A 13,744-nucleotide genomic window follows, 5' to 3' on the forward strand; every position below is an offset into this window, starting at 1 on the left:
AAATGACCACCCTGACCATCGAACCCATCAGCCCGGCCCTCGGCGCCGTTGTCTCCGGCATCGACCTGCGCCAGCCGCTGGACGACGCCCAGCAGCAGGCCATCGAGCGGGCGCTGCTGCAGCACCAGGTGCTGTTCTTCCGCAACCAGCCGCTGAACCCGGCGCAGCAGGCGAACTTCGCCCGCCGTTTCGGCGACCTGCACATCCATCCGATCTACCCGAGCGTGCCCGAGCAGCGCGAGGTGATCGTCCTCGACACCGCCGTCACCGACGTGCGCGACAACGCCATCTGGCACACCGACGTGACCTTCCTGGAAACCCCAGCGCTGGGCGCCGTGCTGGCTGCCAAGCAACTGCCGGCGTATGGCGGCGACACCCTCTGGGCCAGCGGCATCGCGGCCTTCGAGGCGCTGTCGAAACCGTTGCAGCAGCTGCTCGACGGCCTGACCGCGACCCACGACATCGGCAAGTCCTTCCCCCAGGAGCGTTTCGGCGCCACCGACGCCGACCTCGCGCGCCTAGAAGAGGCACGGCTGAAGAACCCGCCGCGCTCGCATCCGGTGATCCGCACCCACCCGGTGACCGGGCGCAAGGCGCTGTTCGTCAGCGACGGTTTCACCACGCGCATCAACGAAGTTTCGGCCGCGGAAAGTCGCGCGTTGCTCGACCTGCTGTTCGCCCATTTCAGCCGTCCGGAACTCAGCGTGCGCTGGCGCTGGCAGGAGAACGACGTGGCCTTCTGGGACAACCGCGTGACCCAGCACTACGCGGTCGACGACTACCGCCCGCAGCGCCGGGTGATGCACCGCGCGACCATCCTCGGCGACAAGCCTTTCTGACGGTGCACTTTTTCGCGGACGAAAAAAAAGGCCATTACCGAGTCGCGGGGGAAGCGGGGAGTGGTAATGGCCTGATGCTTCAAAACCAGGTGCTAGAACCTGATGGCGTTCAAATTAGCAAATAGTTGGCTGGCTAATGATGAATGCGCTTGATAGTGCATATGGCCGGGGGCAATAGAGGCGGCCAACGGGATCGTGCGAAAGGGCTGGGCGAGCGGCCGGGAGCCTGGGGCTCCCAGCGTGCGGGTCAGTAGCTGAAGAAGCCCTGGCCGGCTTTGCGGCCGAGGCGGCCGGCAGCGACCATTTCCTTGAGCAGCGGCGCGGGGCGGTACTTGGAGTCGCCGAAGCCGTCGTAGAGCACCTGCATGATCGCCAGCAGGGTGTCCAGGCCGATCAGGTCGGCCAGGGCCAGCGGGCCGATCGGGTGGTTGCAGCCCAGTTGCATGCCGGCGTCGATGTCGGCGGCGCTGGCCAGGCCTTCCTGCAGCACGAAGATCGCTTCGTTGATCATCGGCACCAGGATGCGGTTGACCGCGAAGCCCGGAGCGTTTTTCACGCTCACCGCGGTCTTGCCGACGATGCTGGCGAAGTTCATGGCCAGCGCGTGGGTGCTGTCGGAGGTCTGCAGGCCGCGGATCACTTCCAGCAGGCCCATCACCGGCACCGGGTTGAAGAAGTGCATGCCGATGAAGCGCTGCGGGTTGCGCACCACCACGGCCAGCTGGGTGATGGAGATCGACGAAGTGTTGCTGGCGATCACGCACTCGGGCGACACCAGTTCATCCACCTGGCGCAGGATGCGCAGCTTCAGTTCGAGGTTCTCGGTGGCGGCTTCGATCACCAGGTCGGCGTCCTTCAGCGCGGCATAGTCGGTGCTGCCGTGGATGCGCGCGAGGATGCCGGGTTTGTCGGCGGCGGCCAGCTTCTCTTTCTTGATCAGGCGCTCGAGGTTGCCGTCGATGGTGGCCAGGCCACGCTGCACGGCGGCGTCGTTGACGTCGATCATGGCCACCTGGAGGCCGGCCGCGGCGCACACCTGGGCGATGCCGTTGCCCATGGTGCCGGCGCCGATCACGCCGATCTTGCGGATGCCGAGGGTGGTGTCTGCGGTGCTCATCTTTGTTGTTCTTCCTCTCAGGTGGATGGACTGCGCCTTTGGCGCCGGCGGCGACGATAGCGCAGGCGCGGCCGACCGGCGAGTCTCGTAACGGGTGGGGCAGCGGCCTTGGCGTTTTTCCGAGGGTATATACGCCATAGGCTGGCCGAATCGCCCATATGGGTGGGGCAAGCCGCATCGAAATGGCCGAGAATCGACGGCACACCGCGACCCAGCCAGGCGATGCCCATGAAGCCCGAACGCATTCCGCTCGAATACCCCTCCGGCCCCGCGCCGCAACCCGGCGAAGTCCACGAGATCGTCCCCGGCGTGCTCTGGCTGCGCATGCCGCTGCCGTTGAGCCTCGACCACATCAATCTGTGGGCGGTGGAAGACGGTGACGGCTGGGCACTGTTCGACACCGGCATGCATACCGAGGCGACCCTCGACGCCTGGCGCACGCTGTTCGCACCCAGCGGACCGCTGGGCGGCCGGCGGCCGACGCGGGTGTTCGTCACCCATATGCATCCCGACCACGTCGGCCTTGCCGGCTGGCTCACCCGCGAGTTCGGCTGCGAGCTCTGGATGACCTTCGGCGAGTACATGAACTGCCGCGTGCTGGTCGCCGACAACGGCCGCGAGGCGCCGCCCGAAGGCATCCGCTTCTACCGCCGCGCCGGCTGGGACGAAGCGGCCATTGCGCAGTACCGTGCGCGCTTCGGCGGGTTCGGCAAGCACATCTGGCCGCTGCCGGAGAGTTATCGGCGCCTGCGCGATGGTGAACGCATCCGCATCGGCCAGCACGAATGGCGGGTGGTGGTCGGCAGCGGCCATTCGCCGGAGCACGCGAGCTTCCATTGCCCGGACCTGCAGCTGCTGATCGCCGGCGACCAGGTGCTGCCGCGCATCTCGCCGAATGTCTCGGTGTTCCCCACGGAGCCGGCAGCCGACCCGTTGGGGCAGTGGCTGTCCTCGCTGGCGAGGATCCGTGATGAAGTGCCCGACGACGTGCTGGTGCTACCGGCGCACAACGAGCCGTTCCGTCCGCTGCACGCCCGCCTGGAGCACCTGCAACGTGGCCACGGCCGTGCCCTCGAACGCCTGCAGGGCTTGCTGGAAGAAGGCCCGAAGCGCGCCATCGACCTGTTCGGCGCACTCTTCGCCCGGCGCATTGACCAGGACCTGCTGCCGCTGGCCACCGGCGAATGCCTGGCGAATCTCAACTACCTGCTGCAGCGCGGCTTGATTGAAGTCCATGACGACGCCGATGGCGTCGCCTGGTACAGCCGAGCGTAATTGCGGCGCAGCAGCGTAGGGCGAATAACCCCGAAGGGGTTATCCGCCGTTGGATCACGCCGGCAGCACATCCTTCCCGGACAGGAAACGGCCGAATCCCTGCTCCTTGCCCAGCGCCTCGGCGAAGCCCTGCTCGCGCTGGTAGGCCACGCGGCCGTTGATCAGGGTGGCTTCGACGGCGTCGTCGTTGCGCTTCACCAGGCGCACCAGGCCGAGGTTTTCCATCGGCGCCTCCTGCACCTCGTCGAGGGCGTCGGTCAGGCCTTCGGGGTTGATGATCGCCAGGTCCGCGCGGTCGCCGACGCGGATGTAGCCGGCGTCCAGCCCGGCGAAGTCGGCCAGCTCGCCGGTCAGGCGGCGTACCGCGTGGCCGGTGTCCATGAACGGCTGGCCGGCCTTTGCGGCGTCATGCACGTACTTGAGGAAGCGCAGGGCGAAGTTGTACTGCGCGTGGGAGGCCAGGTGCGCGCCGGAGTCGGCGAAGCCCGGCTGGGTCCAGGGGCTGCTCAGCAGCTTCTGCATCACCTGCGGGCGGTGGTTGCCGTAGCAGGTGGTCCACTTCAGCGCATTGCGATACTGCAGGGCCAGGTCGAAGAAGGCATCCACCGCGTCTTGCCCGCGCGCCTGGCCGATTTCCTCGAAGTTGCGCCCGACCAGGCTGGCGTCCGGGCACTCGCGCACCCAGCAGTCGGAGAGCCGGCGGTGCCACAGGCCGATGCTCAGGGTGGCCTTGATGTCCTTGCGGAAGCGCGCGCGGAACGCCGGGTCCTGGATGCGCGCGTAGAGCTCGTCCGGGTCCTTGATGTCGCGCAGCACTTCGCCGGCGCCGAACTCCTCGAAGCCGTTCATGTTCAGCCCTTCGATACGCACCACGAAGGGCGCCGGCAGCGTCTGCCAGCGGTAGCGGCCGCGCAGTACGCGGTTGGCCAGCCAGCCGGAAGCGCGGGTGACGCGGTGCATGAAGGGCTGCGACTTGAGGTCCAGGGCGGTGAGCATGCTCGACTTCAGCGGCCGGCGGAACCAGCCGTGGGCCTGCCAGAGGAAGGCGAACACATTGATCTTGGTGACCGCGTTGGGCGCGCCCTGCATCAGCGCGTTGCGCCGGCGCAGCACGGCGAACAGGCGCGAGAACTCCTTCCAGGTGGCGAAGGTGGAGGGCAGCGGGCTGGACCAGGCGCGGTCGCCGTCCATCTTGTCGAGCCGCGTGGTCATCACCGAGAGGCCGAAGCAGCCGGCGTCCAGCGCCTCGTTGAGCAGCTGTTCCATGCGCTGCAGTTCTGCCTCGGTCGGCTTGGCGCCGCTGATGGCGCGCTCCAGGCCCATGACCGCGACGCGCAGCTCGGAGTGGCCGAGGAAGGAGCAGAGGTTCGGCCCCAGCGGCTGTTGCTCGTAGAAGGCGCGGTAGCCGGCGGCATCACGCCAGGTGCGCTTGTCGCGGAGGATCGGCAGGACGATGTCACGTGGCACCGCCTCGACGCGGGTGAAGAGGTCGGAGCAGTCCTCGGCCTCGCCCAGCACCATGCTGATCGAGCAGGAGCCGACGGACACCGTGGTCACGCCGTGACGCACGGATTCCTTGAGCGCCGGCGCGGCTATCACCTCGGCGTCGTAGTGCGAATGGATTTCCAGGAAGCCCGGGGTCACCCATTTGCCGGCGGCGTCGAGTACCTGCGGGCAACCTTCCTCGTCCAGCGGGGTGAGGCTGAGGGTGTCGATGCGGCCGTCGCGGATGCCCAGGTGGCGCGGTTCGCCGGGCGCGCCGCTGCCGTCGAAGTACAGGCCGTTCTTGATGATGACGTCGTAGCTCATGGGAGGCTCCAGGGCGACAGCAACAGGGTCCCGCTCAGCAGCAGGAGAAGGTGGATGGTCAGGCGGAAATGCCGTTCGGCGCAGCGCCGGTGCAGGCGTTCGCCCAGCCACAGGCCGAGCGGCAGCAAGGGCGCGAAGGCTAGCACGCGGGGTAGGGCGGGCAGCAGGCGGCCGTCGGCGAGGAAGGCCAGGGTGAGCAGGCCGTTGAGGGTGAACCAGACGCTGACCAGCGTTGCGCGGAAGCGCGACTTGTCCATTCGCAACGTGGCCAGGCCGTAGACCAGCAGCGGCCCGCCGGAAGCGAACAGGCCATGGCAGACGCCGGCGGCGCCGGTGGTCAGGCGCAGCAGCCAGGCCGGGGTCTGGCCGCGCGGGGCTTCGTCACGCCAGCCGCGGCTCAGTTCGCGGGCGGCGAACCAGAGGATCAGCAGGCCGAAGCCGCGCTTGAGCAGTTGCGGCTGCAGGTGCGGCAGCAGCAGGTAGCCGACGAGCATGCCGAGCAGCATCCCCGGCAGCAGGGTGGCGAAGAGCAAGCGAGTGTCGATCAGCTTGCGGTGGCGCCAGACCAGGCATCCGGTCAGGCCGACATTCAGCGGCACCAGTACCGGCAGCAACTGGTCGATCGGCAGCAGCAGTGCGCCGAGGGACAGCGCGACCACCACGCTGCCGAAGCCGGTGACCGCTTCAAGGGTGTAGGCGAGCAGGATGAAGCTGCCAAGCGCAGGCAAGGTGTAAGGCATGGCGTGATCACCGTGTGCCGGCAGCGAGCGCGCTGGTGACGGCGGGCGCGCGGCGCGACCAGTAGAGCGCGAGCAGGGAGCCGGAGAGCAGCTGCCAGCAGCCCCAGAAGGCAGCGATGAGCAGCATGCCGCTGGCCTCGGGGAAGAAGGTCAGGATCAGCGCCATGCCCAGCGCCGAGTTGTGGATGCCGCTTTCCAGGGTCACCGCGCGCACGTCCGCTGCGCCCAGGCGGCACAGGCGCGCGCAGAGGTAGCCGAGCAGCAGGGCGCCGCCGTTGAGCAGCAGCACCGGCCAGAAGAACAGGTGGAAGTAGCTGACAAACTGCGCGTAGTTCTTCACGAAGGCCATGCCGACGAAGGCCGCGAGTACCAGCAGCGAGAATATTCGCATGGGTTTTTCCAGGCGCCGCGCCAGGCCCGGGCGCTGGCGGCCGAGGAACATGCCGGCGAGCATTGGCAGGAGCAGCACCAGCACCACGGTGCCGACCAGCTCCAGCGGGTCGATGTGGATCTGCGTGAGCAGCGCGCGGGTGTTCGGCGCAAGGCTCGCGTAGAGGGCGAAGTTGAACGGCGTGAAGAAGCCGGCGGAAAGCCCCGACACCGCAGTCACGCTGGCCGAGACCGCAACGTTGCCGCGCGCCAGCCAGGTCATCACGTTGGAGAAGCTGCCGCTCGGGCAGGTCGCCACCAGGATCATGCCCAGGGCCAGCTGCGGGTCGATCGGCAGCAGGTTGGCGAGCAGGCAGGCGCCCGCCGGCAGCAGCAGGAACTGCACGAGCATGCCGATCAGCGGCGCCTTGGGTGCGCGCAGGATGCGGGTGAAGTCTTCTCGGCGCAGCTCCAGCGACACGCCGAACATCATCAGCGCGATGATTGCGTTGAGTGCCAGCATCGAGCTGTTGGCGAACTCCAGGTGCACGTTGTTCATCGAGGCAGCTCCCGCGTGGTGCCGGAGCTTCCGGTGGCAAGGGTGTTAGGCATGCAAGGGCTCGGTTTGTTTTTGTTGTCGTATTGGGCAAGCATATGGGCCCGCCCGCCCCGCTGTAATGGCGAATCAGGACCTTTTCCGGTTAATTCAGGACGTCATGACCCGATCTCCCTCCATCACCGTGCATTACGCCCAGGGCGTGCTCCAGGCCGCCGAGCGTCTGGGCCTGGCCGTGCCGCCGGCGCTGCGAGCTTTGGGTGACGAGGCGCGCATCCCGCTGGCGCGCCAGGACGAGTTCTGGGAGGCGCTGTGCGCCGCCAGCAGCGATGCCTTGATCGGCCTGCGCCTGGGTAGTGCCCTGCAGGTCGGCCACCTGGACATGGTCGGCGCGCTGCTGATGAGCTGCGAAACCCTCGGCGAGGCCCTGGAAGGGCTGCTGGAGTACTACCCGATCATTGGCGAGGGCAGCGAGTTCGTCCTGCAGCGCGAGGCCGATGCCGTCACCCTGCGCTACTTGCCGAGCTACCGGGTGCGTCGCGCCGAACGGGTGGAAGCGGTGCTGGCTAGCCTGGTGCACCTGACCGCCTGGATCACCGGCGAACGTGCGCGGCCACAGCGGGTGGAGATGGCCCATGCGGCGCGCGGAGAGGTGTGTCTGTATGCCGATCTGCTCGGGATCGCCCCGGTCTTCGACGCGCCCGAGCCTGGCCTGAGCTTCGCCGTGGCCGACCTGCGCACGCCGCTGATCCAGGCCAACGGGCCGATGCGCGAGCATCTGCGGCAACTGGCCGACGAGCAATTGCGCCGGCTGGGTGCACAGAGCCTGGCCGTGCAGGTGCAGCAACTGCTGCAGGTGCATCCGCAGTGGGGCAAGGAACGGGTTGCCGAGCATCTCAACCTCAGCGGCCGGCACCTGAACCGCAAGCTGGCGGAGGAGGGCAGCAGCTTCAAGCTGCTGCGCGAACAGGTGCTGCAGCGCATGGCCGAACGCCTGTTGCGCGAGACGCCGCGCCTGGCGGAAGTCGCCGAGCGGCTGGGGTTCTCCGATGAAAGCGCCTTCGCCAAGGCGTTCCGCCGCTGGAGCGGCATGGCGCCGGGGCAGTTTCGCCAGGGCGGCGCCGAGTGAGGGCGATCTAGGCGCTAAGTCGCAGCGAGGCGTGTGCCTCGACGGCTTCGAGGTGGTTGCGCAGGTCGATGATCAGCAGGCTCAGGTCCCAGTAGCTGGCGCTTGCGAAATCGATCGCGGGAATCTCGTAGGCCGTGCGTTTGGGGTCGTTCAGGCGGAACGCCAGGGTCGCGGTGCGGTCCTGATTCAGCGCGCAGTGGCAGCTCATGCCCTGGAACTCGTCTTCGACCAGTTCCTTGAACAGCGGGTAGGGTATTTCCATCGCACTCGCCCTCTCGCTCGTTGAAGAGATTCGGGTCTGCGGAAAATTACGCCGGGAACAGAAGCTTAGCAGCGCATCTGTAACGTGCGTATGACACTTCCGACAGCGCCGTCCTACAGCGTCCGTCTTCGGGCTGTAACGCAGAGCCCAGAGGCGCCGGGCCATTCGTCGGAAGTTGCCGGAGTGGGACGCGCCGCACTCCCGTTGAGCACCACTGGCGATTACCCCGCTGCCGTTTGGCTATATCGACAGCCGTGGCATTGCGCCAGTGAATGGTCGTTTCGCCGTCGTCGGGTGCCTGCTAGCGTGGCCGCTCGATCGGAGGTGGATGGGTTATGGACGCAATCGAGCAACACCTGCTGCCGGTGAACGGCATTCATCTGAACGTGCATGTGGCCGGGCCCGCCGACGGGCAACCGGTCTGGCTGCTGCACGGCTTCCCCGAGTGCTGGCATTCCTGGCGCGCGCAGATTCCCGCGCTGGCCGCCGCCGGTTATCGCGTGTTCGTACCGGAGATGCGTGGCTATGGCGCCAGCGACGCGCCGCCGGCGGTCGAGGACTACGACCTGCCGACCCTGTGCGGCGACATCCGTGCGGCGATGGACGCTTTCGGTCAGCAGCGCGTGGCAGTGGTAGGCCATGACTGGGGCGCCCTGGTGGCCTGGCACCTGGCGCTGCTCGACGAGGCGCGGGTGACCACCCTGGCGACGCTCTCGGTGCCCTACGCCGGGCGACCCAAGCGCCCGGCCACAGAAATCCTCGCCGCAGCCTTTGCCGAGCGCTTCAACTACATCCTTTATTTCCAGCAGCCCGGCGTCGCCGAGGCCGAGTTGGATGCGGACATCGAACGCAGCCTGCGCCTGTTCTTCCGCGATCCCGGCGACGAGGACCCGTTCCTCCAGGACAAACCGGCCGGTGCGCGTCTGTTCGACGCCCAGCCGACGCCGGAGCAATTGCCCGCGTGGTGCAGTCATGAAGACCTCGACTTCTATATCCGCGCCTTCGCCGGCCGTGGCTTCCGTGGCGCGCTCAACTGGTACCGCAACTTCGAGCGCAACTGGCAGCTGAACGAATCCCTCGCCGGGCGCCAGGTGCTGCAGCCGACCCTGTTCCTGGTTGGCGAACACGACCCGGTTGCGCGCCTGGAGGCCTACACCCTCAAGCGCATGACGGAAGTGGTGCCGCGGCTGGAAATGCATTGGCTGGACTGCGGCCACTGGATCCAGAACGAGCGTCCGCAGGCGGTGAACGAACGACTGCTGGACTTCCTCGACCGCCACTATCCGGCCTGAGATGCACCTATCCGCGCCCGCGAATGCATTTTCGGCGCATTGCGCGTATATACACGCAATGTTCTGGGCAGATCCTTTCAAGGGCTCGACGGGAGAAACGCGATGCGCATTCTGGTAGTGGGTGCAGGTTCCACCGGTGGTTTCTTCGGCGCGCGCCTGGCGCAGGCGGGGCGCGATGTCACCTTCCTGGTGCGCCCGGCGCGCGAACAGGTGCTGCGCGAAAATGGCCTGCGAGTGCTCAGCTCCCACGGCGACTTCAGCCTGGCGCCTCGTCTGGTCACCGCCGACAGCCTGGACGGCCCCTACGACCTGGTTCTGCTGACGGTCAAGGCCTATGCGCTGGAAGCTGCGCTGGACGATCTGGCACCCGCCATCGGCCCGGACAGCATGATCCTGCCGGTGCTCAACGGCATGCATCACGTCGACGCGGTGACCCGGCGCTTCGGCGCCGGGGTGTTGCTGGGTGGTGTCTGCAAGATCGCTTCGACCCTCGATGCACAAGGCCGCATCGTGCAATACGGCACCCTCAACGAGCTGGCCTACGGCGAGATGGACGGCAGCCAGAGCGAGCGCATCCAGCGAGTGGACGAATGCTTGCGCGGCGCCGGCTTCGACGCGCGCCTGTCTGCCAGCATCCATCGCGAGATGTGGGAGAAGTGGATTCTGCTGGCGTCCCTGGGCGGCATCACCTGCCTGATGCGCGGCAGCATCGGCGAGGTGGTCGCGGCGCCCCAGGGCAGTGCCTTCGCATTGCGCCTGATCGACGAAGTGGTCGCGGTGGTCCGCACGGTGGGCGAGCCGCCGAGCGAGGCCTTTCTCGGCGAGGCCCGGCGCCTGCTGACCCTGCGCGGGTCGCCACAGACTTCGTCGATGTACCGCGATCTCATTGGCGGCCATCCGGTGGAGGCCGAGCAGATCATCGGCGACTTGCTGCAACGCGGTCAGCAAGCCGGGCTGGACACGCCGCTGCTGCAGGCGGTGTACGTGCACCTCTCGGTGTATCAGCAGGGGCTTAACGGGTAACCAATCGGTAGGAGCGGATCTCATCCGCGAAAATCCCTGGCACCGATATCAATCCGTAGGAGCGGGCCATGCCCGCGATCGCGGACAAGGTCCGCTCCTACGACAAGCCGCGATCTAGACCGCGCGCTGGTCGATGCTTTCGCTCTGACGAAAATTCCCACGGTTGACTACCCGGATTACTTCAGAAATATCTGAAGTAATTATTTGCGCCGGGCTATTTTTCTCGCTGCAGCAAGCTGCGAAAACTGCACCCACGCCAAGCCACAGAGGCCGTGGCGTACGCGGATCGGGGCACCTGAAAAGCTTCGACCGCGCTGCTGTTCCTACTGCCAAAGCCCGCCGGCAACACGCCAGGCGCACAACAACAATCGGCGAGTACAGGTCCGCGAAACAGCGGTCTGTCAGAGGAATACCACCGTGTCCATGCTTGCGCATTTCTCCCGTTCCGCATCCTCCCCAACGTCCGCCGATCCGTATCGCCGCCTGACGCTCTCAGTCGCTGCGCCCGTGCGCTGAACCTCCCGCCGAATGCTTCGCCGTGCCTGACGGCGCGGTTCACCCTGTCCGGAGTTCGTTCATGCGACTCGAGATCTTCCGCACCCTGTGGGGCTACACCCATGGCTGGCCGCAGGCCATCGCCGAACTGCGCGAGGCCGGTTTCGACGGCCTGGAAGCGCGCCTGCCCCTCGATCCCGCCCTTCGCGCCGAATACGCACGGCTGCTGGTCGCGGAAGGGGTGCCCTACATCGCGACCCTGTTCACCGCCCACGACGTGCTGCCCGACCAGTCGGCCAGCCCGCAGGTGCACCTGGACGACCTGCAGCGCAAGCTGGGCTACGCCGCCGAACTTTCGCCGCGCCTGGTCAACAGCCTGGCCGGCAACGATCGTTGGTCGCTGGCCGCGCAGGTCGACTTCTTCGGCCGCGCCCTGGAGCTGGCCGCCGCGCAGGAACTGACCTGCCTCTTCGAGATTCATCGCGCCCGCTCGCTCTACAGCCCCTGGGTGACCCTGGAGCTGATTCGCCAGGTGCCCGAGCTGCGCTTCACCACCGACATCAGCCATTGGGTGGTGGTCTGCGAGCGCCTGCTCGACGACCCCGCCGACGACCTCGCGCCCTTCGTCGAGCGCGTGCAGCACATCCAGGCCCGCGTCGGCTACGACCAGGGCCCGCAGGTGCCGCACCCCGGCGCGCCGGAATACGCCAACGCGCTGGCCTTCCACCAGAAGCACTGGGAAGCCGTGTGGCGCGCCCAGCAGGCGCGCGGTCAGCAGGTCACCACCCTGACCCCGGAATTCGGCCCGGACGGCTACTTGCATCACCTGCCATTCACCAATGCCCCGATCGCCGATCTGTGGGCGCTGAACCGCTGGATGGCCGACGAAGAACGTCGCCACTTCCAGCGTTTCCTCGAATCCTGACCTTCTGGAGCCATCGACCATGCAGGAGCAAGCGAGCAAGGCTTTCACTTCCATTCCCGTCGTCGACATCGGCGGGCTGTTCAGCGAACGCCTGGAAGACCGCCAGGCGGTGGCCGCCGAACTGGGCAAGGCGGCCCGCGAAGTAGGCTTCCTCTACATCCGCAACCACGGCCTCGATCCGAAGCTGATCGAGGGCCTGCAAGCCGCAGCGCGGGACTACTTCGCCCAGCCGCTGGAAGCCAAGATGCGCCATTACATCGGCGCCTCGGAAAGCCACAAGGGCTTCGTCCCGGAAGGCGAGGAGGTCTACTCCAAGGGCAAGCCGGACCACAAGGAAGCCTTCGACGTCGGCTTCGAAGTGCCCGCCGACGATCCGCTGGTGCTGGCCGGCACGCCGCTGCTGGGGCCCAACCGCTGGCCGGAGATCCCCGGCTTCCAGTCGCAGGTGAGCGCCTACTACCAGGCAGTGTTCGCCCTCGGCCGCAAGCTGTTCGACGGCTTCGCCCTGGCCCTGGGTCTGGAGGAAGGCTACTTCGACCCGCTGGTGAGCCGGCCGCCGTCGAAGCTGCGCCTGATCCATTACCCCTTCGATGGCGAGGCGCAGGACGCCCCGGGCATTGGTGCGCACACCGACTACGAGTGCTTCACCATCCTCCACGCCACCGAACCGGGCCTGGAAGTGATGAACGAAGACGGCGAGTGGATCGACGCCCCGCCGGTGCCGGGCGCCTTCGTGGTGAACATCGGCGACATGCTGGAAGTGATGACCAACGGCGCCTTCGTCGCCACCGCTCACCGCGTACGTACGGTGCGCGAGGAGCGCTACTCGTTCCCGCTGTTCTATGCGTGCGATTACCACACGCAGATCCGCCCGCTGCCGCAGTTCGACAACGGCGGCCAGGAGTACGAAACCATCGCCATCGGCGAGCACATGTGGAGCCAGGCGCTGCAGACCTACAGCTACCTGCGCCGCAAGGTCGCCGACGGTGAGCTGGCACTGCCGGAGCGGGCGCGCAAGCCGTCCAGCTTCGGCCACCTGAAAAAACAGACGCAGCCTTCCTAAGCCGCGCACAAACCCTCGACTGGAGCAATCACGATGCTGAAAACCACCCGCACCCTCCTGGCCGCAGCCGTTGTCGGCGCCACCCTGTTGGGCACCCTGCAGACCGCCAGCGCCGCCGTGACCGCCACGCCGGGGCAGTTCAAGGTCGGCATGGAAATCACCTATCCGCCCTTCGAGTCCTATGACGGTGACAAGGTGGTGGGTTCCGACCCCGAGCTGGCCGAGCTGCTGGCCAAGCACATGGACCTGAAGACGAGCTTCGTGAACACCAAGTTCTCCGGCTTGATCCTGGGCCTGAACGCCGGCCACTTCGACGCGGTGATCTCGGGCATGTACGTCACCCCCGAGCGTGCCGCCCAGGCCATGGCGATCCCCTACGCGCAGACCGGCGCGGCCATCATGGTCCCGGCCGACAGCAAGGAGCGCCCGCAGAAGCCCGAGGACCTCTGCGGCATGAAGATCGGCCTGGAGAAGGGCACCACCTGGGTGCCGAAGTTCGAGGAGCTGTCCAAGACCTACTGCGTACCCAACGGCAAGGGCGCCATCAGCGTGAGCGAATACCCGTCCGCGCCTGAAGTGACCCAGGCGCTGCTGTCGAAGAACGTCCAGGCCCAGGTGGAAATCTCCGGCGCCGCGCACATGATCGCCGAGCGCTCCAAGGGCCGCGTGGTGGTCAGCTCCAATGAGCTGATCTACAAGCAGACCCTGGGCATGTATGTGAAGAAGGGCAACCAGGAGCTGTACGACGCACTCAAGACCGCCTTCCAGAAGACCAAGGACAGCGGCGAATTCGCTGCCCTGCTGAAGAAGTACGCTCTCGAAGAAGCTCCGGCGACCGAGTGATTCCGCT

At 66.9% G+C, this 13,744-nt stretch carries 13 protein-coding genes; 8 read left to right on the top strand and 5 right to left on the bottom strand.

From position 1 onward, the window contains the following. Positions 1 to 2: 2 nt before the first annotated feature. Positions 3 to 839 (top strand): taurine dioxygenase, encoded by an 837-nt coding sequence (gene tauD, locus PKB_RS13390; protein WP_043252436.1) that lies wholly within the window; start codon positions 3 to 5, stop codon positions 837 to 839. A gap of 247 nt (positions 840 to 1,086) precedes the next feature. Here tauD and PKB_RS13395 read toward each other — a convergent pair whose 3' ends face one another. After that, positions 1,087 to 1,956: a 3-hydroxybutyryl-CoA dehydrogenase gene (locus PKB_RS13395; protein WP_043252438.1), complete on the bottom strand. Its 870-nt coding sequence runs from the start codon at positions 1,954 to 1,956 to the stop codon at positions 1,087 to 1,089. A gap of 228 nt (positions 1,957 to 2,184) precedes the next feature. Here PKB_RS13395 and PKB_RS13400 point away from each other — a divergent pair, with 228 nt between their 5' ends. Continuing rightward, positions 2,185 to 3,231 carry an MBL fold metallo-hydrolase gene (locus PKB_RS13400; protein ID WP_084166634.1) on the top strand — a complete coding sequence of 349 codons (1,047 nt, stop codon included), beginning with the start codon at positions 2,185 to 2,187 and terminating at the stop codon, positions 3,229 to 3,231. 54 nt (positions 3,232 to 3,285) lie between these two features. Here PKB_RS13400 and PKB_RS13405 read toward each other — a convergent pair whose 3' ends face one another. Genes PKB_RS13405 through PKB_RS13415 form a run of 3 tightly spaced genes read right to left on the bottom strand, consistent with a single transcriptional unit; the run spans position 3,286 to position 6,708 of the window. After that, positions 3,286 to 5,040, bottom strand: a complete 1,755-nt coding sequence (locus PKB_RS13405) for an N-acyl-D-amino-acid deacylase family protein (protein WP_043252440.1) — start codon at positions 5,038 to 5,040, stop codon at positions 3,286 to 3,288. Beyond that, a complete protein-coding gene (locus PKB_RS13410; protein ID WP_043252442.1) occupies positions 5,037 to 5,780 on the bottom strand; it encodes a sulfite exporter TauE/SafE family protein in 744 nt (247 codons plus the stop codon). Before PKB_RS13410 ends, PKB_RS13405 begins: the two co-directional genes overlap by 4 nt. A 7-nt stretch (positions 5,781 to 5,787) precedes the next feature. Then, positions 5,788 to 6,708 carry a bile acid:sodium symporter family protein gene (locus PKB_RS13415; protein ID WP_043252444.1) on the bottom strand — a complete coding sequence of 307 codons (921 nt, stop codon included), beginning with the start codon at positions 6,706 to 6,708 and terminating at the stop codon, positions 5,788 to 5,790. Between the two features lie 157 nt (positions 6,709 to 6,865). Between PKB_RS13415 and PKB_RS13420 the strand changes: the two genes are divergently transcribed. Continuing rightward, the gene (locus PKB_RS13420; RefSeq protein ID WP_043252446.1) at positions 6,866 to 7,834 is read left to right on the top strand and encodes an AraC family transcriptional regulator; all 969 of its coding nucleotides are present in this window, start codon (positions 6,866 to 6,868) and stop codon (positions 7,832 to 7,834) included. Between the two features lie 7 nt (positions 7,835 to 7,841). Here the strand turns inward: PKB_RS13420 and PKB_RS13425 are convergent, their stop codons facing one another. After that, complete coding sequence (locus PKB_RS13425; protein WP_043252447.1) at positions 7,842 to 8,096, bottom strand: hypothetical protein; 255 nt, start codon at positions 8,094 to 8,096, stop codon at positions 7,842 to 7,844. A gap of 335 nt (positions 8,097 to 8,431) precedes the next feature. Between PKB_RS13425 and PKB_RS13430 the strand changes: the two genes are divergently transcribed. The 5 genes from PKB_RS13430 to PKB_RS13450 all read left to right on the top strand — a co-directional run bounded on the left by PKB_RS13430 (position 8,432) and on the right by PKB_RS13450 (position 13,737). Continuing rightward, positions 8,432 to 9,388: an alpha/beta fold hydrolase gene (locus PKB_RS13430; protein WP_043252449.1), complete on the top strand. Its 957-nt coding sequence runs from the start codon at positions 8,432 to 8,434 to the stop codon at positions 9,386 to 9,388. A gap of 102 nt (positions 9,389 to 9,490) precedes the next feature. Next, positions 9,491 to 10,411: a 2-dehydropantoate 2-reductase gene (gene panE / locus PKB_RS13435; protein ID WP_043252451.1), complete on the top strand. Its 921-nt coding sequence runs from the start codon at positions 9,491 to 9,493 to the stop codon at positions 10,409 to 10,411. A 577-nt stretch (positions 10,412 to 10,988) separates the two neighbouring features. After that, positions 10,989 to 11,831: a sugar phosphate isomerase/epimerase family protein gene (locus tag PKB_RS13440; protein WP_043252453.1), complete on the top strand. Its 843-nt coding sequence runs from the start codon at positions 10,989 to 10,991 to the stop codon at positions 11,829 to 11,831. Positions 11,832 to 11,850: 19 nt separating this feature from the next. Next, positions 11,851 to 12,894, top strand: coding sequence for an isopenicillin N synthase family dioxygenase (locus PKB_RS13445; protein ID WP_043252456.1), 1,044 nt, complete (start codon positions 11,851 to 11,853; stop codon positions 12,892 to 12,894). 33 nt (positions 12,895 to 12,927) lie between these two features. After that, positions 12,928 to 13,737: an ABC transporter substrate-binding protein gene (locus PKB_RS13450; RefSeq protein WP_043252458.1), complete on the top strand. Its 810-nt coding sequence runs from the start codon at positions 12,928 to 12,930 to the stop codon at positions 13,735 to 13,737. Positions 13,738 to 13,744 lie beyond the last annotated feature (7 nt).

It is taken from the genome of Pseudomonas knackmussii B13 (assembly GCF_000689415.1).
GTDB lineage: Bacteria > Pseudomonadota > Gammaproteobacteria > Pseudomonadales > Pseudomonadaceae > Pseudomonas > Pseudomonas knackmussii.